Source organism: Streptomyces sp. NPDC043680, assembly GCF_056436685.1.
The window spans coordinates 695,464-713,927 of record NZ_JBWKCE010000001.1; the positions used below are offsets into that span (position 1 = coordinate 695,464).

16 protein-coding genes and 1 pseudogene are annotated in these 18,464 nt (G+C 72.4%); 5 read left to right on the forward strand and 12 right to left on the reverse strand.

Annotated elements, in window-relative coordinates:
• The first annotated feature begins 57 nt into the window (after positions 1-57).
• Both AC0666_RS03230 and AC0666_RS03235 read left to right on the forward strand, forming a co-directional pair.
• The gene (locus AC0666_RS03230; protein WP_468962923.1) at positions 58-411 is read left to right on the forward strand and encodes a hypothetical protein; all 354 of its coding nucleotides are present in this window, start codon (positions 58-60) and stop codon (positions 409-411) included.
• 136 nt (positions 412-547) lie between these two features.
• Positions 548-1,600, forward strand: a complete 1,053-nt coding sequence (locus AC0666_RS03235; RefSeq protein ID WP_468962921.1) for a C40 family peptidase — start codon at positions 548-550, stop codon at positions 1,598-1,600.
• A gap of 7 nt (positions 1,601-1,607) precedes the next feature.
• Here the strand turns inward: AC0666_RS03235 and AC0666_RS03240 are convergent, their stop codons facing one another.
• The 5 genes from AC0666_RS03240 to AC0666_RS03260 all read right to left on the reverse strand — a co-directional run bounded on the left by AC0666_RS03240 (position 1,608) and on the right by AC0666_RS03260 (position 6,995).
• Positions 1,608-2,384, reverse strand: coding sequence for a hypothetical protein (locus AC0666_RS03240; RefSeq protein WP_478706973.1), 777 nt, complete (start codon positions 2,382-2,384; stop codon positions 1,608-1,610).
• Positions 2,385-2,427: 43 nt separating this feature from the next.
• Entirely contained in the window at positions 2,428-3,696 is a 1,269-nt protein-coding gene (locus AC0666_RS03245) for a TRAFAC clade GTPase domain-containing protein (RefSeq protein ID WP_468962917.1), read from the reverse strand.
• 113 nt (positions 3,697-3,809) lie between these two features.
• Positions 3,810-4,922, reverse strand: a complete 1,113-nt coding sequence (locus AC0666_RS03250; protein ID WP_478706974.1) for an alpha/beta hydrolase — start codon at positions 4,920-4,922, stop codon at positions 3,810-3,812.
• Between the two features lie 85 nt (positions 4,923-5,007).
• Entirely contained in the window at positions 5,008-5,703 is a 696-nt protein-coding gene (locus AC0666_RS03255) for a response regulator transcription factor (RefSeq protein ID WP_361712233.1), read from the reverse strand.
• The gene (locus AC0666_RS03260) at positions 5,700-6,995 is read right to left on the reverse strand and encodes an ATP-binding protein (RefSeq protein WP_361712235.1); all 1,296 of its coding nucleotides are present in this window, start codon (positions 6,993-6,995) and stop codon (positions 5,700-5,702) included. Before AC0666_RS03260 ends, AC0666_RS03255 begins: the two co-directional genes overlap by 4 nt.
• 130 nt (positions 6,996-7,125) lie before the next feature.
• Here AC0666_RS03260 and AC0666_RS03265 point away from each other — a divergent pair, with 130 nt between their 5' ends.
• Both AC0666_RS03265 and AC0666_RS03270 read left to right on the forward strand, forming a co-directional pair.
• On the forward strand, positions 7,126-8,463 hold the full coding sequence (locus tag AC0666_RS03265) for a PspC domain-containing protein (protein WP_468962911.1): 1,338 nt from the start codon (positions 7,126-7,128) through the stop codon (positions 8,461-8,463).
• Entirely contained in the window at positions 8,450-8,674 is a 225-nt protein-coding gene (locus tag AC0666_RS03270; protein ID WP_468962909.1) for a hypothetical protein, read from the forward strand. Before AC0666_RS03265 ends, AC0666_RS03270 begins: the two co-directional genes overlap by 14 nt.
• Here the strand turns inward: AC0666_RS03270 and AC0666_RS03275 are convergent.
• The 5 genes and pseudogenes from AC0666_RS03275 to AC0666_RS03295 form a co-directional block, all read right to left on the reverse strand.
• Positions 8,620-9,084: a DoxX family membrane protein gene (locus AC0666_RS03275; RefSeq protein WP_468963500.1), complete on the reverse strand. Its 465-nt coding sequence runs from the start codon at positions 9,082-9,084 to the stop codon at positions 8,620-8,622. The two genes, AC0666_RS03270 and AC0666_RS03275, sit on opposite strands and share 55 nt — an antisense overlap.
• Before the next feature lie 102 nt (positions 9,085-9,186).
• The gene (locus AC0666_RS03280; RefSeq protein ID WP_468962907.1) at positions 9,187-10,437 is read right to left on the reverse strand and encodes a hypothetical protein; all 1,251 of its coding nucleotides are present in this window, start codon (positions 10,435-10,437) and stop codon (positions 9,187-9,189) included.
• 117 nt (positions 10,438-10,554) lie between these two features.
• On the reverse strand, positions 10,555-11,316 hold the full coding sequence (locus AC0666_RS03285; RefSeq protein ID WP_468962905.1) for a class II aldolase/adducin family protein: 762 nt from the start codon (positions 11,314-11,316) through the stop codon (positions 10,555-10,557).
• A gap of 122 nt (positions 11,317-11,438) precedes the next feature.
• Positions 11,439-13,034, reverse strand: coding sequence for a glutamine-hydrolyzing GMP synthase (gene guaA / locus AC0666_RS03290; protein WP_468962903.1), 1,596 nt, complete (start codon positions 13,032-13,034; stop codon positions 11,439-11,441).
• 128 nt (positions 13,035-13,162) lie between these two features.
• Positions 13,163-14,004, reverse strand: a pseudogene (locus AC0666_RS03295) (helix-turn-helix domain-containing protein).
• 304 nt (positions 14,005-14,308) lie between these two features.
• Between AC0666_RS03295 and AC0666_RS03300 the strand changes: the two are divergent.
• Entirely contained in the window at positions 14,309-14,572 is a 264-nt protein-coding gene (locus tag AC0666_RS03300; RefSeq protein WP_468962901.1) for a chorismate mutase, read from the forward strand.
• A gap of 349 nt (positions 14,573-14,921) precedes the next feature.
• Here AC0666_RS03300 and AC0666_RS03305 read toward each other — a convergent pair whose 3' ends face one another.
• Together AC0666_RS03305 and AC0666_RS03310 are read right to left on the reverse strand one after the other, a co-directional pair.
• On the reverse strand, positions 14,922-16,739 hold the full coding sequence (locus AC0666_RS03305; protein WP_478706975.1) for a GMC oxidoreductase: 1,818 nt from the start codon (positions 16,737-16,739) through the stop codon (positions 14,922-14,924).
• Between the two features lie 32 nt (positions 16,740-16,771).
• Entirely contained in the window at positions 16,772-18,400 is a 1,629-nt protein-coding gene (locus AC0666_RS03310) for a succinic semialdehyde dehydrogenase (protein ID WP_468962897.1), read from the reverse strand.
• Positions 18,401-18,464 lie beyond the last annotated feature (64 nt).

Consider the following 18,464-nt stretch of genomic DNA (forward strand, 5'->3'; position numbering starts at 1 on the left):
GGGCCGGACCGACACCCGGCCCCGCCCCCGGAAAATCGGCCCCGTACGCTCGAAGCCATGAGCGTACTGATCAACGTCTTCGTCGGCCTGCACATCATCGGGATCGCCTCGCTCCTCGGTGGCTTCCTGACCCAGATGAAGGCGATGGGGGCAGGTACCGCCCGCTTCGTGCCCGCGATGCTGCACGGCGCGCTGACCATGCTGGTCACCGGCGTGCTGCTGGTCGGCTTCCGGGAGATGGACGGCGGGCACGTCAACAACATCAAGATCGGCGTGAAGCTCGCCGTCCTCTTCGTGATCCTCGCCCTGGTGTACGTCAAGCGCGACGAGGAGCGGGTGGAGAAGGCGCTGTTCGGCGCGGTCGGCGGACTGACCGTGATCAATATCTTTGTCGCCGTCCTCTGGCGCTGATCCGCAACCGCCACACACGGCCGTATCCGGTCGCATCAGACCACTTACGATCATCCCGTCATCTGCCCGTTACCTACGGGTCTAGCGTCCTCCTCCTAGCACCGAGCCCCCGAGCGAGGAAGGACGTGAGGCCCTCGTGGCCAGTCACCGAAAGCCCAGGCAGCGCCCGCTCTCCGGCGGCCCCGTACGGACCGCCGCCACCCTCGCCCTCGCGGGCGCTGCCACCGCCACCGCGTTCGAAGGCACCTCGCAGGCCGACCCGCAGCAGACCCCCTCCCAGGTCAAGGCGGAGGTCGACCGGCTCTACGAGGAGGCGGAGGCCGCGACCGAGCGGTACAACGGGGCGAAGGAGAAGGCCGACGAGGCGCAGCGCGCACTGGACGCCCTGCGCGACGAGACGGCCCGCAGGACCGACCGGCTCAACAGCGCCCGCAGCGCCCTCGGCTCGCTGGCCGCGACCCAGTACCGCAGCGGGGCCCTGGGCCCGGCCGTACAGCTGGCGATGTCCGACGATCCGCAGGACTACCTCGACCGGGCCTCGTTCCTCACCCGGGCCGGGGACCGCAACGCCGCCGAGGTCTCCGCCGTACGCCGCCGGCTCGACGAGGTCGGGCAGCTGCGCGACCAGGCCGCCGGGCGGCTCGCCGACCTCCGCACCCGCGAGCGCGAGATCGCCGAGGCCAAGGCCGTCATCGAGGGCAAGCTGAGCACCGCCAAGCGGCTGCTGGCCCGGCTCACGGCCGAGGAGCGTGCCGCGTACGAGGCCCGGACCGCGGGGCCGGCCCCGACCGCCACCCCCGCGGGCCCGCACGCCGCGACCCCGGCCCCGCCTGCCGACGGCTCGCGCGCCGCCCGTGCGGTGGCCTTCGCGTACGGGGCGATCGGCAAGCCGTACGTGTGGGGCGCGACGGGGCCGGGCTCCTTCGACTGCTCGGGCCTGACCCAGGCGGCCTGGCGCTCGGCCGGGGTCTCGCTGCCCCGCACCACCTACACCCAGATCAACGCGGGCCGCCGGGTCTCCCGTGATCAGCTCGCCCCCGGTGACCTGGTGTTCTTCTATTCCGGTGTCACCCACGTCGGCCTGTACATCGGCAACGGCCAGATGATCCACGCCCCCCGCCCCGGCTCGACGGTCCGGATGGCCCCGATCGACTCCATGCCCTGGGCGGGCGCGGCCCGCCCTGCGTAGTCCCGGCTCAGTCGCCGCGCTCGCCGTGGTCGCCTTGGTCGCCGCGCTCGTCGTAGCCGTAGCCGTAGCCGCCGTTCGGGTCGTACGGGCCGGAGGGACAGGTGGGCAGCAAGACGTCGGGCGAGGGACAGGAGTGCTGTGGCTCCGGCGTCGTGGACGTGGAAGTCGGAGTCGGCGTGGGGGTGGGCCCCGGTGGCGTCGACGGGGTGATGACGGCCCACACCACGTAGACCAGGATCACGACGGCCGCCAGGATCGCAGCGGCGATCAACCGCCTGCCCGGAGGGGGCCCGAAGCGGGTGGACCGGGTCGGCGCGTGCCGGGGGCCTTCCTCCCCGGCGCCCGGGCTCACGGCTACGGCCGATCGCAGGGGAAACGCCGGCCCGGGCTCGACCGCGAAGCCCTCCTCGTCCCCGAGGAACCGCCGGTAGACGCCGAGCGCGGTCTCCCGGCAGAAGGCCAGGTCAGCCTGTTGCGGTGCGACGTCCCCGCCGCCCTCGCAGACGTATCCGTACATCAAGGCGAGGGGGCGGCCGTACTCGTCGCGTGGTGGCCGGTCGAGGGCTTCGGTTCCCGGCTCCGCGACGTCGGCCGCGGTGACCCGGTGCGTAGCGTGCACGACGGTGAGCGGGCGTCCGCCTGCGGTGACCACCTGCATGACCTGTGCCTGGTCCTCCACCGTGCTCGGTACCAGGGAGTCGTCCAGCACTCCGTAGTCGCGCGCGGCGAGCAGGACGTCGGGTGCGAGCAGGGTCCGGTAGCCGTGGTACCGGCCACGGGCCACGAGGAACGGCCACCCCCGCCGGGGGGATGAGGGGCCGGCCATCTCAGGACAGCCTGGAGTGGGGCAACTGGTCTTCCAGGACCGCTACTTTGCGGCGCATGTCCTCGATGACCCGCCGCCGCGCTTCCCGAAGGGCTTCGATGCTCTGCTCGGCCTGGCTCAGCTCCTGGTCGAGCCGGTCGTGCGACTGCTGGCGCGCCCTTCGGTGGGAGTCGAGGAAGAGGCTCATCAGGGCGTTCCCCGTCAGCGTGGCCGCGGAGGAGCCGAACGCGGCGACCACGGCCTGGCCCGCCGCCTTGCCGGCGAAGGTGCCCATGGAGGCGATCGCCTCCATCGGGGTCAGCCGGCTGCGTTGGCGCACCTCGTCGTAGAAGGCCGAGCGGGCCTCCCGGTCGAGTCGGGCTTCGACCTGGTCGAACAAGTCGGGCACCACGGCCGACAGCGGAACGTCCACGCGGGTGGGGTGCAGCGTCCCGTGAGGGACTTTGACGATCCTTCCGGTGGAGTCCACCGTCGCGAATCCCGGACCCAGCGCGCTGACGGGGATGAGACGGACCACCCGGGTGGAGCCGTGGATCTTCACCAGCGACCGGAAGTGGTCGTTGGACGTCAACAGGTCGTGCACGAGCTCCAACCGGGTGCTCTCGTCGGGGTGCAGACCCGTCAGCAGGTCCCACTTGGTGATGACGAAGCTGACCGGACAGGTCGCCTCGATCATGGCCGGCACCAGGGCGTCCAGGGTCTGCTCCAGACGCATCAAACCCATGGGAACGCCGTCCAGATGCTGCCGGATGTGGTTGCCGTCGATGATCCCGAGCAGCGCGTCGGCCCGGCGGATGTGCTCGAACAGGTCCTGCTGCACGGTCGATCCGGGAGCCTGCGGCTCGGTGAGGAGTTCTCCCGCGTACTCCAGGTACTTCAGCTCAAGGATGGGGCGAAAACCTTCGGCCGTGCGCGTTTTGGCGGTGAACGAAAAATGCCGTGATTCACCTTTCGTCGTTCCGGGCGGCCAGCTGTCCGCCGACGCGGTGTCCGCCATCTGGCTGAACCACTGGTTGAGTTGCAGGACGTCTTCGTGCGACGCGGTGAGGAAGTAGCTCTGGCCTGCCGGGGTCTGGAGCCGGTGGTACATGCTGGCCAGCAGCAGGGTCTTGCCGGAGCCCTGCAGCCCCAGTGCCACGACCTGGAACGCCGGAAGGTTCTCCTCGACGACCAGGGGGCGGCTCTCCGACTTATGGCGACGGGACGCCGACCACAACCAGATGATCCACACGAGGGCGATGACGATGACGAGAATGACGGCACCCGACATGTCTCTCCGTCCCGGCGGCCGGTGACGGCTCACCACACAAACGGCATGACTTCACGGGACAACTCCATCGTCACCGATCACCGCCGCCCCTGCCAGTCGGCGGGTTCCCTCCGCTACGGCATTTTCACTTGCGCGCTCAACCACCCGAAGGTCTGCGGCAGCTGCTTCGACCACGAGTCGAGGTTGTGCCCGCCGATGACCTTCTCCGCGTGCACCACGGTCGGGCTCTGCGCGAGTGCCTTGAGGTCGGTGCCGGACAGGTAGCCGTCCTGTTCGGCTCCCGACATCCACAGCGCGACCGGCGGCGGCGTGGGCGCCGCCTTCAGCAGGGCCTTCAGGTTGTGGGTGCGGCGCAGCTCCGGGTCCTGGGCCACCAGCGAGCTGGGCTCCTGGCCGGGGTCGTTGTAGCCGGACAGCGAGACGGCCGCGCTGTAGCGGTCGGGGTGCAGGATCGCCAGCTTGGCGGCGCAGTACGCGCCGGCCGAGTAGCCGGCCACGCCCCAGGTGCGGGCCTCGCCGGAGGTGCGGAAGTTGTCGGTGACCATCTTGCGGACGTCGACGCTGAACCAGCTGTCGGCGTTGACCTTGCCGGTGAGGTTGGCGCAGCCGGTGTCGGCGTTGCCGAGCAGCATGGCGCGCGGCGAGACCAGGATGAACGGCTGCACCTTGCCGCTCTTCATCAGCGGCTCCAGCACCTCGTGCGCCTTGAGCCCCTGGAACCAGGACTTGCCCGTTCCGGGTATGCCCGGGATCAGCTCGACGACGGGGAACTTCTTGTCCTTGTAGGCCGGGTCGTCGTACTGCGGCGGCAGCCACACCATGACGTCGCCCTTGACCCCCGAGATCTTGCCGTCGAGCTCGGTCTTCTTGACCCGGCCGCCGAGGCCCTCCACGGGCTCGAAGTGCTGGACCACCTTCGGGGCCTCTTTGACCTGCTCGGCCTTCTTGCCGCCGAGCCCGTCCGGGCCGAGGTCGGGGGCGGCCGTGACGTACGAGCCGGTCCCGAACAGGTCGCCCCAGCCGGCGTAGAAGTTCATGTCCCGGTTGAGCCCGAGGAAGACCAGGGCGATGGCGGTGGCCTGGGCGAAGACCAGCATCGACGCGCGCGTCGCGACGCGTACGACCGCGGGGCCGCGCACCTTGCTCCACACGGCGAGCGGCAGGACGACGGCGATCGCCGTGAGGGCGATCGCCGTCGCGAAGAGGGGGGTCCCCGTCAAGCTCATCACGCCACCCAAGAGGGCGGCGCGGCCCCCTCCGGTTGCCCCCGCCCGCTGCGGCGTGGATCACACGGGCTCGGACCCCACGGTCTCAGACCAGGCGGCGCGCCGTCGCCCAGCGGGTCAGCTCGTGCCGGTTCGACAGCTGAAGCTTGCGCAGCACGGCCGAGACGTGGGACTCGACGGTCTTCACGGAGATGAACAGCTGCTTGGCGATCTCCTTGTACGCGTACCCGCGCGCGATCAGCCGCAGCACCTCGCGCTCGCGCTGCGTGAGGCGGTCCAGGTCCTCGTCGACCGGCGGCGCGTCGGTCGAGGCGAACGCGTCGAGCACGAAGCCCGCCAGCCGCGGCGAGAACACCGCGTCCCCGTCCTGCACGCGGAAGACCGAGTCCACCAGGTCGGTCCCGGTGATGGTCTTGGTGACGTAGCCCCGGGCGCCGCCGCGGATGACGCCGATGACGTCCTCGGCGGCGTCCGACACCGACAGGGCCAGGAAGCGCACCGGCTGCTCCCCCGTCATCAGCGGGGCGCAGCGCCGCAGCACCTCGACCCCTCCGCCGCCTGGCAGGTGCACGTCGAGGAGGACCACTTCGGGCCGCGTGGCGGTGATGACGGTGACGGCCTGGTCCACGTCGGCGGCTTCCCCGACGACCTCGACGCCGGTCCGGGCCGTGTCGCCGATCTCGGCCTGGACGCCCGTGCGGAACATCCGGTGGTCGTCGACGAGCACCACCCGCGCGTGCCTGGTCGCCGCCCCTGCCCCGGTACCGGTCTCTTCGGTCATGCTGCCTTCGCCGCCCTCTCCATCTCCAGCTCGACCACCGTGCCGCCGTCGGGCGCGGGCCGCAGCACTGCGGTTCCGCCGTTGCGCTGCATCCGGCCGATGATCGATTCTCGTACGCCCATGCGGTCGTCCGGTACCGCGTCGATGTCGAAGCCCGGCCCGTGGTCCCGTACGGACACGAACACCGTCTGTCCCTCCACCTCGGCGTACACCTGCACCGCCCCTGCCTCGCCACCGTACTTGGCGGCGTTGACCATCGCCTCGCGCGCGGCCTGGATCTGTGCGCCCAGCTTCTCGTCGAGCGGGCAGTCGCCGACGACGACGACCTCGATCGGGACCCCGTGGTGGTCCTCCACCTCGGCCGCGGTCTTCTTCACCGCCTCGGCGAGGGTGGCCGGTTCCTCGGCCTCGTCCTTGCCGGTGCCCTCGGGCTTGTAGAGCCAGTTGCGCAGCTCGCGCTCCTGGGCCCGCGCCAGACGGCGTACCTCGCCCACGTCCTCCGCATTGCGCTGGATCAGGGTGAGGGTGTGCAGCACCGAGTCGTGGACGTGGGCGGCGACCTCGGCGCGCTCCTGGGCGCGGATGCGCATCAGGCGTTCCTCGGAGAGGTCCTGGGTCATCCGGATCAGCCAGGGTCCGGCGAGCAGGGCGACGCCGACGAGCACGGCGAGGGTGGCGGTCAGCACGTTCCCGAGCTGCGCGGCCGAGCCCCGTACGACGAGGAAGACGGTCAGCCCCACCCCGACCAGCGCGACGCCGGCGAGCCCCCGGGCCAGTTGCAGCCAGCGCCGGTTGCGCCCGGCGACCTCGCCCCAGTGGGCGCGGCGGGCGTTGTCGGCCTGCCGCCATACGAGGACCACACCGGCGCCGACCAGCAGCGTCGGCCACACGTAGCGGCCGGAGGTGCCGCCGACCTGGACCTTGGAGACGAAGATCCCCGCGCCGATGCACAGGGCGACGAGCGCGGTGATCTGCCCCTTCTCGGGTTTGCGCAGGCGCCGGCTGCCGTCGGGGAGGGTCTCGAAGAAGGGGCGGTGCGCGGTGCGGCCGCCGACCCCGAGCGGTACGAAGACCCAGAACGCGGCGTACAGCAGCACGCCGAGCCCGTCGCCCCACAGGAACAGGCCGAGGAAGGCGAGCCGGACCCAGACGACCGGCAGTCCCAGGTGCCCGGCGAGTCCGCGCGCGACTCCGCCGAGCATCCGGCCGTCGGCGCTGCGGTAGAGCCTGCGCACGGGGACGTCGTCGGACTCGGGGGGGTGCGGGGTACGGAGGGCGGCGGCTGCGGGCATGGCACCGATGGTCACACGTGGCGGGGCCCCGGGCATCAGGGCATCCCCCCAGTTCGACCGGGGGGATATCAGGGTTGCACCAGGGTCGGGCCGGGTGCCGCGGGGCGTGGCGGCCCGTCACCATGGACCCATGACCACGCACGACTCCCCGCCGGGCGACCCGGCTGCCGGGGCTGCCGCCGCGCCCGCCGCGCCCGTCGGCGAGCGGACCGCCGAGCGCCCGCCCCTGCGCCGCAGCAAGCGCGACAAGGTCCTCGCAGGGGTGTGCGGCGGCCTCGGCCGGTACTTCGACCTGGACCCGGTGATCTTCCGGATCGTGCTCGGTGTCCTCGCGGTCACCGGCGGGGTGGGGCTGATCTTCTACGGGTTCGCGTGGCTGCTGCTGCCGGTGGACGGCGAGGAGGACAGCGAGGCGAAGAAGCTGCTGACCGGCCGGGTCGAGGGTGCCACCCTGGCCGCGGTCTTCGCGGCCCTGGTGGGCTGCGCGCTGTTCCTGTCGATGCTGGACAACGGCGGGCTCGCGGCGTTCTCCGTCCTGGTGGTCCTGGCGCTCGGCGGCGCCGCGTACTGGTCGCAGCGCCGCCGCCACGCCGGGCCCCCCGAGGCGGAACCCCAGGCCGCGCACCGCCCGGCCCCGCCGGAGACCCAGGCTCCGCCCACCGTCGCCGGCCCGTCCTGGTGGCGTGATCCGCTGGTCAAGGACGGCACCACCGGGCCGGTCGGGTCCAGCGGCTACCTGTGGGGGCCGGACGACTCGGCCGACGCGGTCGCGGCGGACACCGCGGGCGGCGGCCGGGGCCGGGCGGCGCCGGCCGCCGCCGCTGCCCGCGCGCCGCGCGGCGGCATCGGCGGCCGGGTGTTCGTCCTGGCCGTGCTGGGCGGGGGCGTCGCCTGCGCCTCGGTGTGGCAGGGCAGCACCCTCTCGTACGCCCTGCAGATCGGTCTGGCCTCGGCGCTGGCCGTCTTCGGTCTCGGTCTTGCGGTCAGCTCGGTCAAGGGCCGCACCGGCTTCGGCACCGTCCTGCTGGCCCTGCTCACCGCCGGGCTGCTGGCGGGGGCGTCCGCGCTGCCCCGCGAGATCGGCACCGACTGGCACGACGTGCGGTGGCGGCCGGCCGCGGTGGCCGACGTACGGCCGGTGTACTCCTCGGGCACCGGGCTCGCCACGCTGGACCTGAGCCGGCTGGACGTGCCCAAGGGCACCACGCTGACGGTCCGCGCGACGATCGAGGCGGGCCGGCTCAAGGTGGTGGTGCCGCGGGAGGTCACCGCGCAGGCCGACGTCTCGGTCGAGCTGGGCGACATCCGGATGCCCGGGGACAGCAGCCAGGACGTACGCATCAAGAGCGACGGCGAAACCCAGCAGCAGACCCTCAAGCCGCTGCCCGGCACCGAGGCCGGCGGCACGATCGAGCTGCACCTGAGCGCGGGTGTGGGACAGGTGGAGGTGGCCCGTGCGGCGTCATGAGTTCCAGCCGGGACGGCTCCTGGCGGGCCTGGTCCTGCTGGCCGCGGGCGTGCTGTACCTGCTCGACGCGACCGGCGAGGCGGACCTGCCCTGGTTCCTGGTCATCCCGATGGCGGCGGGCGGGCTGGTCCTCGCGGCCCTGGTGGGGATGGTGACCTACGCCGTGCGCCGCGACCGGCGCGACCGGATCAGCGAGTCCAGCGACAGATAGGGCGCCCCGGCCAGGATCAGCGGGATCCACGCCATCAGGTAGGCCAGGTCGTTGCCGTAGTAGTACGGGGACACCTGCCAGGACACCGTGAGCCACAGGCTGAGCGAGATCAGCGCCCCACCGGTGGCCGCGATCCGGGTCAGCAGGCCCACCAGCACCCCCAGGCCCACCGCGATCTCCCCGATGGCCAGCAGCACGGCGAAACCGACGGGAGAGAGCAGGGCCCAGTCCACGAGGACGGGGACGGCGGAGGTGTCGCGCACGCCGCGCATCAGCTCGCCGATCGAGCCGTTGCCGGAAGCGGACAGGAACGCGGAGTCGGTCAGCTTGTCCAGACCCGCGTAGACGAACGTCACGCCGAGGAAGACCCGCAGCGGCAGCAGCGCGTACCGGGCGGCCCGTTCCCGCAGCCCGGGAGCGGCTCCGCGGGCGGCATGGGCAGGGCCGCGGGAGACGTCGCCGACGTCACCGGCGGACACATCAGTTCGGTTCACGCCCCATGTGTACCCCGTTCACTCGGCCACGTCGATGGTGCAGCGGTTGGATTCCACCCCGGCAGCGGTGACCACCTGGATCTCGATGCGCCCCGGTTCCACCTCCGCCGGCACCGGCACCGTCAGCACCGCGTCGGAGGGGTTGGTGAATCCGCCCGCCACCGGCACCAGCGGCACGTGCACGTGCACCGCGCCGATGCGGACCACGAGCCGGGCCAGCATCTCCGGCGTCTGCGCGCCCGGCGGTACGAACCCCACGCCCCGGATCTCGATGTCGTCCCCCGGCCGGATCGCCGCGTCCAGATCGCCGGGCTCGCGTTTGCGGACCACCGACAGCACCAGCGGACGGGTCACCTCCGCGAACTTCGCCGCCAGGTACACGGCCGCCGACAGGGCCACCAGCAGGGCCAGCGCCCACGGCAGCCGCGGCAGCCGGTCGGGGAAGCGGGCCAGGGACACCGCCGCGAAGGCCAGCACCACGGTGGAGACCAGCACGTACTGCGCGTCGGGGAAGCTCCCCCGGCCCGCGTCGTCCGTCAGCAGGTCCACCCCGCGCGGCCGGTCCGCGGGCAGCTTCTGCAACCGCTGGGCCATGATCCGTACGGCCACCACCCGGCGCACCAGGACCGCCACCGCCGAGGTCAGCGCGACCACCGCCAGCAGCGGCAGCGCCCGCCCGAGCGAGAGCCCCGCGTACAGTGCCTGCCGCTCCGGGCCCGGCGAGGAGGCGGCCAGCCGCAGCGCGGGCAGCAGCGCGGCGAACGCGGTCAGCACCACCCAGGCGCTCGGCACCGCCTTCGAGGTGGACAGCCGGTTGTCCTCCCCCACCAGGGGCGCCAGCAGCCCGCCGCGCAGCGACTGGGCCCGGGCGGCGACGGTCAGCAGCACGGCCAGCACCACCGCGGCCAGCAGCCCGGCGGTGCGGGTGGTGGACCAGCCGGTGCCGAGCGCGGTGCCGACCTGCACCAGCAGCAGCACCCCGGCGGCGATCCACACGGCGAGGACGGCCCGTCGCGAGAACAGGTACAGCCAGGAGTTGCCGGCCTCCCTGCCCCGGTCGGCGACCGTACGGGCCGACAGGGTCAGCTCGTCGGAGACCCACTGCCGGGACGCGCCCGCGGAGCGGGCCACCGCGGCCGGCAGCCCCTGCCCGGCGGCGAACTCGTCCCGCTTCTCCAGGAACGCGGCGACCGCGCGCCGGTGCCCCTCCTGTGCGCCGTGCGGGCAGTCGTCGCAGGTGCAGGATCCGCCGTGGGTGCTTCGGGACATCTCTTGGACAGCCACGTGCCTGCCGCCTCTCTGAACTTCGGTGCAATGCCAGCGAATTGTGCACCACTGGGGCAGTGCTCCGGATTGCGCACGATGTCAGAGCAGGTGATTAACCGTTCATGATGTTGACGCCACCTGCCGGGACAGCGGCTGGTAGTTGACCCACGCGGCGAGATCGGTCCCGAACCGCTCCCGCGCGGCGGCCGCCCCGCGGTGGTCGATCACCGCCGGCTTCCCTGCGGCCCGAGCGATCAGCTGCACCTGCGCGGCGCGCTCCGCCGCGACGAACCACCAGGCGGCCGCGTCCACCGAGTCCCCGACGGTCAGCAGCCCGTGGTGGCGCAGGACCAGCGCCTTGTACGGGCCGAGCGCCCGGGCGATCCGGTCGGCGTCCTCGGCTGCGGCATACCCGCCGAGGAGGGCGTGGTCCTCGTAGAACGCGCAGGCCTGCGGGCTGATGGGGGCGAGCAGCTCGCCGAGTACGGCCAGTGCCCGGCCATAGGGGCCGTACGTGCGCACCACGGCCACCGCCCGGGGGCGGGCCCGGTGCACGGCCGCATGCACGGCGAAGGCGAGCCCGTTGACCCGCCGCTCTCCGTGCAGGACCCGCCCGTCCCCGTCGACCAGGAGCAGGTCCTCGGCGGCCAGGACGCCGAAGGGCTGCCCGAAGGGGTTCACCCAATAGCAGTCCTCGAACTCCGGGTCGCGGGCGCTGACGTGCCCGTCCACCCCGTCCTCGTACCCCAGCCGACCCAGCAGCCGCAGCGCCAGCGCGAGGCGCTCCTTGCGGTACGCGCGCTCCTCGGCGGGGTCCTCGTGCACCGGCGGCAGCTCGAAAGCCAGCCGCTCCACGGGCACGGGTGCGGGTCGCTCGGCCATGATCCCTCCTTCGGTCGCGGCGCAAGGTACCGGCGCGCGCCCGAAGTGGCCATACACGCGGCGAAGCCGCCGCTCCCCTGCCCGGGAGCGGCGGCTTCGTCAGCTGCGGTGAGCGGGGAGTCCTACTCCCACTCGATGGTGCCCGGGGGCTTGCTCGTGCAGTCCAGGACCACGCGGTTGACGTCCTTGACCTCGTTGGTGATGCGGGTGGAGATCCGCGCGAGCACCTCGTACGGCATGCGCGTCCAGTCCGCGGTCATCGCGTCCTCGGAGGACACCGGACGCAGCACGATCGGGTGGCCGTAGGTGCGGCCGTCGCCCTGGACGCCCACGCTGCGGACGTCCGCGAGCAGCACGACCGGGCACTGCCAGATCTCGCGGTCCAGGCCGGCCGCGGTGAGCTCGTGGCGGGCGATGGCGTCGGCCTCGCGCAGCAGGTCCAGGCGCTCCTTGGTGACCTCGCCGACGATGCGGATGCCGAGGCCGGGGCCCGGGAAGGGCTGGCGGTGGACGATCTCGTCCGGGAGGCCGAGCTCCTGGCCGACCATCCGGACCTCGTCCTTGAACAGCTGGCGCAGCGGCTCGATGAGCTCGAACTCGATGTCCTCGGGGAGGCCGCCCACGTTGTGGTGGGACTTGATGTTCGCGGTGCCGGTGCCGCCGCCGGACTCGACGACGTCCGGGTAGAGGGTGCCCTGCACCAGGAAGGCCACGTCCGGGCCGCCCTCGGCCTCGGCGATGATCTCGGCCTGGGCCTGCTCGAAGACGCGGATGAACTCGCGGCCGATGATCTTCCGCTTGGTCTCGGGGTCGGAGACGCCGGCGAGCGCGTTCAGGAAGCGCTCCTGCGCGTCGACGACCTTCAGCTGCACGCCGGTCGCGGCGACGAAGTCCTTCTCGACCTGCTCGGTCTCGCCCTTGCGCATCAGGCCGTGGTCCACGTACACACAGGTCAGCTGCGGGCCGATGGCCTTCTGCACGAGGGCCGCGGCGACCGCGGAGTCCACACCGCCGGAGAGGCCGCAGATGGCGCGCTTGTCGCCGACCTGCTGGCGGATGGCCTCGATCTGCTCCTCGACGATGTTGCCGGTGGTCCAGGTCGGGGCCAGGCCGGCGCCGCGGTAGAGGAAGTGCTCCAGCACCTGCTGGCCGTGCGTGGAGTGCATCACCTCGGGGTGGTACTGCACGCCGTACAGCTTCTTCTCGTCGTTCTCGAAGGCCGCGACCGGGACGACGTTCGTCGACGCGGTGACGGTGAAGCCCTCCGGGGCGGCGGAGCAGGCGTCGCCGTGCGACATCCACACCGACTGGTTCTCGGGGGTGCCCTCGAAGAGGGTGGAGCCCGACTTGGAGACGGCGAGCGGCGTACGGCCGTACTCGCGGGCACCGGTGTTGTCCACGGTGCCGCCGAGGGCCGTCGCCATCAGCTGGAAGCCGTAGCACATGCCGAAGACGGGGACGCCGGCCTCGAAGATCGCGCGGTCGAGCTGCGGGGCGCCCTCTTCGTAGACGGAGGACGGGCCGCCGGAGAGGATGATCGCCTTGGGGTCCTTGGCCAGCATCTCGGCCACGGGCATCGTGCTGGGCACGATCTCGCTGTAGACCCGTGCCTCGCGGACGCGGCGGGCGATGAGCTGGGCGTACTGGGCGCCGAAGTCGACGACGAGAACCGTGTCCGGGGCGGCGCTGTCGTGGGCGGCGGAGGGTGCTTCTGGCACGGGGGCGGCCTTCCGGCGGAAGAGGGGCTGTTTTGTCGATTCTAACGGGGGACGCGGGGGTCGATTCGTCTCACCATCCGAACGCGGGAGCGCGGCGGCGCGGCCGGCGACAGAGGGCAACGCCGCTGTCACAGCGCGCGGCGCACCTCGCCGATCACCCGCTGGGCGTCGGCCCCGTGCACGGCGGACTCGCGGAGCGTCTGCCAGACGCGGAGGTGGGTGGCGACGCTGTCGGCGTCGTCCAGCCAGAGCTCTGCGTGCAGGTCTCCACGATCACCTGACGGTCGTCGTAGATCCAGAACGCCGTGGCGGGCGGGATCTCCAGCGGCGCGCCGAAGGGCACGATCGCCAGCTCCACGGTGTCGAGGCCGACCACCCCCAGCAGCCGGTCGAGCTGCGCCGCGAGCACGGCGGGCGGGCACACGCGCGCGTGGAGCGCCGCCTCCCGCATCAGCAGGTGGAAGCGCTTGGCGGGGTCGTAGAGCGCCTCTTGCCGGCGCATCCGCGAGCGGACGGCCTCCTCGGCGTCCCGGGGCGACTGCTGGAGCTCGGCATACCGGGTGAAGAGGGACCGCGCGTCGTCGGGCGTCTGCAGGATCCCCATGATCATGGACGTCTCCCACCCGCGGAGCACGGTGGCGTCGGCGTGCGCCGTGAGGTGCGTGTCCTGCACGCGCTTGTGCCCGGAGCTGAGCCGGCGTCGCCATGAGCGGATGTGGCTCTCGAAGCCCCGGAGCCGGGCGAGCAGTTCGTCGTACACCTCCGGCTGACCGGTCCCGTCCGCCCAGGCGCGCAGATCGTCCGGGGTCGCGGTCTGTCTGCCGTTCTCCAGCTTGCCGACCTTGGGCTGGGGCCAGCCCAGCCGCCGGGCCAGCGCCGCACCGGTGAGCCGACCGCCGGCAGCCGCGAGACGGAGTTCGCGCAACCGTGTGCCGAGCGCTTCCCGCGCCTGCTGATAGTCCGTGCTCACCGGTACCGGAGCGGACCGGGCACGACCTGTTCCGACGGGTGTGCACGGACCACGCCCGCGTCGCGCGCCCCGCCGGGGCGTCTCAGCATCCGGGCCGGGTTGGCCCGGAGGGGGGCGGGGGGCAATAATCCGGTTCGTGCGCAAGCAGCTGAGCTTCCTCTTTACCTATGGCACCGGCCGGTCCGGTCGCCATGGGTCCTCGTGATGCTCGCCTGAGCCACTGACTTCCCAGAGCGCCCCGGTCCGACAGGACCGGGGCGCTCTGCGTTCCCGCTCCTGTCGGCACAACCCTTCAGGAGAGACCATGACCACCCTCACCACCACCCCCGAGCAGCTGATCGCCGACTCCCGCGAGCGGATCGACGCGATCGACGACCGGATCATCGGCCTGATCCAGGAGCGGATGGCCGTCTCGACGGTCATCCAGGAGGCCCGGATCGCCTCCGGCGGACGCCGGGTGCACCTCTCGCGCGAGATGGAGGTGCTCTCGCATTGGAGCGATGCTCTCGGGAAGTCCGGCACCGCGGTCGCGATGACCTTGCTGGAACTGTGCCGGGGCCGGGTCTGACGCCTGTTCGTCACTCGTCCGGACCGTGACCGGCCCCCGGCGCCTTCGTTGGTGTGGATGTCCGCGTCAGCCAGGCGCGGGGCGCAACACCACGCGTGGCTCCGCCGGAGCGATGAGACGTACGACCCGTGGGACGTGCGTCGTGGGACCTCGCTCCATCGCGTGACCGGACGGCAGGGGACAGCAGCCCGGTCACCCCACAAGGACGGCCGGCCCAGGGGACGCCCCGGGCCGGCCGTTCCGTGTGCTCCCCCGCGCCCTCCCGCACCCCCGCGGTTCACTGTGTGACGGACACCACAGTCATGCCAACCGGAATCCGGTACAACCTTCAGAGTTGAGCACCTGTCACTTATGTGTCGCGGCGGGTACCGCGCTCGGAGGGGGAGCGCGGTACCCGCGGCGGAATCTCCGGCACGGCCAGGAACGGCAGCCGCAGTGCGCCGAACGCCTCCTTCGGAACGGCCGGGCGCACCGGTTCCACCGCCGCGAGGCGCGTGTAGGGCTCCCCCTGCTGCGGCCGCGGATCCGCTTCACCCTTGTTCGGCCAGTACGCCATCGCCCGCTCCGCCTGCGCCGTGATCGTCAGCGACGGGTTGACCCCGAGGTTCGCGGAGACGGCCGAGCCGTCCACCACCGAGATCCCGGGATGCCCGTAGAGCCGGTGGTACGGGTCCACGACGCCCTGCTCGGGCGAGGCGCCGATCGGGCAGCCGCCCAGGAAGTGCGCGGTCAGCGGGGTGCCCATCAGCTCGCCGATGTTGCTTCCGGGGAAGCCGTTGATCTCCTCGGCGAGCAGGGTCGCCGCCCGGGTGGCCTCCTCGATCTGCACCGGGTTCGGCGCGCCGTGCCCCTGCCGGGCCGTGAGCAGACCCTTCCCCAGGCCCCCCGCCTTGCGGTGGGTGGTGAGGGAGTTGTCCAGCGACTGCATGACCAGGCCGATGATCGTCCGCTCCGACCAGCGCCGGTTGGACAGCGAGCGCATCAGCTGCACCGGGTGCTTCGCGGTCCGCACGAACCAGGCCCGGACCCGGCGCGGGTGGTACGGCACCTGCAGGACGGTCAGGAACCCCATCGCATTGGAGCCCCTGCCGTAGCGGACGGGCTCGATGTGGGTGTCGGCGTCCGGGTGCACGGACGAGGTGATCGCGACGCCCCGGGTGAAATCGGCCCGCGTCCGCCGGTCGCCGCCGTGCCGCCTGCGGTAGCGGCGGTCGTCGGTCTGCGCGCCGACCAGCCCCTCGGAGTTGGTCCGGGTCAGCTCGCCGAGCCGGCCCGAGATCCGCGGGAGCAGCCCGTTGTCCTTCATGGTGTGCAGCAGGGTCTGGGTGCCGTACGTGCCCGCCGCGACCACCACGTACCGGGCGCGCAGCTCCTTGGCCGGGCCCTTGCGGCGGGCGTCGGTGGGGACGGTGCGGACCCGGTGGCCGCCGTCCGGGTGCTCGGCGAGGGCGGTGACCGTGGTCAGGGGGTGGATGACGGCGCCCGCGCGCTCGGCGAGGTGGAGGTAGTTCTCGTTCAGGGTGTTCTTCGCACCGTGCCGGCAGCCCGTCATGCACTCCCCGCACTCGGTGCAGGCCCTGCGGGCGGGTCCGGCGCCGCCGAAGTACGGGTCGGGCACCTCCTGGCCGGGCCGGACCTGGGGGCCGCCCTCGGCATCGGCGCCGTCGCCGAAGAAGACGCCGACCGGGGCCATGTGGAAGGAGTCCCCGACCCCCATCTTGTCGGCGGCCGCCTTGAGGTGGACGTCGGAGGGGGTCATGGTCGGATTGAGGCGTACGCCGAGCATCCGCTTGGCCTGGTCGTAGTACGGGGTGAGTTCCTCGCGCCAGTCGGTGATGGACGCCCACTGCCGGTCCTCGAAGAAGGCGGTCGGCGGCACGTACAGGGTGTTGGCGTAGTTGAGCGAGCCGCCGCCCACCCCGGCGCCCGCGAGCACCATCACCTTGCCGAGCAGGTGGATCCGCTGGATCCCGTACAGCCCGAGGGCCGGGGCCCACAGGTAGTTGCGCAGGTCCCAGCTGTTCTTCGGCAGGCTCTCGCGGGTGAAGCGGCGCCCTGCCTCCAGGACGCCCACCCGGTAGCCCTTCTCGGTCAGCCGCAGCGCGGCGACCGACCCTCCGAAGCCCGAACCGATGACGATGACGTCGTAGTCGTACGACTCTGACACTGACGCGCCTCCTTGGCGGCCGCGGTGGGGGTCTAGCGCAGGCGCAGAGCCTTCATGACCCTGAGGCTGCGGGTCATGAACGCCGCGTACTTCTCGTCGTCCATGCCGAGCGAGGGCGCCATCGGCAGCAGCCGCTGGTGGGCGACGGTCTGCGCCTCGGTGTACTTGAGGATGCCCTCGGAGCCGTGGCGGCGGCCGAGGCCGGAGTCCTTCATGCCGCCCATGGGCGCCTGCGCGCTGCCGTAGGCGGGGGCGTAGCCCTCGTTGATGTTGACGGTGCCGGTGCGCAGGCGGGCGGCGACGGCGTGGCCGCGGCGGGCGTCCTTGGTCCACACGCTGGAGTTGAGGCCGTAGGCGGTGGAGTTGGCCTGGGCGACGGCCTCGTCCTCGTCGGTGAACCGGTAGATCGAGACGACCGGGCCGAAGGTCTCCTCGCCGCACACCGCCATCGGCGCCTCGACGCCGTCGAGGATGGTGGGCTCGTAGAACAGCGGGCCGATGTCGGGTCGGGCGGTGCCGCCCGCGACCAGGGTGGCGCCCTTGGCGACGGCCTCGTCGACGTGCCGCTGCACGGTCTCCAGCTGGCGCTCGCCGACCAGCGAGCCCATGTCCGCGCCGTAGGCGAGGGAGGCGCCGAGCCGCATGGCCTTCGTCCGGGCGGCGAAGCGCTCGACGAAGGCGTCGGCTATCGAGGCGTGGACGTACAGCCTCTCGATGGAGATGCAGAGCTGGCCCGCGGAGGAGAAGCAGGCACGGACGGCGCCGGCGGCGGCCTTCTCCACGTCGGCGTCGTGCAGGACGAGCATGGCGTTCTTGCCGCCGAGTTCGAGCGAGACCCCGACCAGGCGGGCGGCCGCGCCGCGGGCCACCTCGCGCCCCGTGCGGGTGGAGCCGGTGAAGGAGACGTAGTCGGCGTGCCGGACGACCTCGGGGCCGACGACCGGGCCCTCGCCGAGCACGATCTGGAAGACCTCGGCGGGCAGCCCGGCCTCGATCAGCAGGTCACGGGCCCACAGCGCGGTCAGCGCGGTCTCGGTGTCGGGCTTCATGACGACGGCGTTGCCGGAGACGAAGGCGGGCAGCGCATCGCCGACGGACAGTTCGAGGGGGTAGTTCCAGGGGGCGATCTGGCCGACGACCCCGCGCGGCTGGCGCAGCTCGGTGACCTTGGTGAGGGTGGGCATGGCGCCGGTGTGGCCCTTGGGGCGCAGGTACGCGGGGGCCTTGCGGCCGTAGTGGCGGGCGGCGACCGCGACGGCCTGGACCTCCTCGTGGGCGTGCAGGCGGGCCTTGCCCGTCTCCAGCTGGATCAGGTCGAGCACCTCGGCCTGGCGGGCCAGCACCAGGTCGTGGAAGCGGAGCAGGACGGCGGCCCGCTCGCGTACGGGGACGGCGGCCCAGGCCGGCTGCGCGGCGCGGGCCCGGTCGAAGGCCTCGGCCACGTCCTCGGGGGTCGCCTCGGGCAAGTCCGCCAGCTTGGCCCCGGTGAAGGGGGTGTGGTTGGCAGTGCGGCCCGAGCCGAGCACTCCGCGGGTGAGCCGGGTGACCAGGTCGGGGGTCACCACGTCGGCGGCGGTGCGGGCACCGGCCGGGGCGGGGGCGACCGGGTTGGTGGGCTGCGGTGCGCTGCGGAGGGGGGCCGGGGCCTGCGAGTCCGTCATGGCGGTGAGCGTATTGCGCCCGCGACGCTTTGGGTACCCGTCGGTAACCGGATTTTGCCATTTC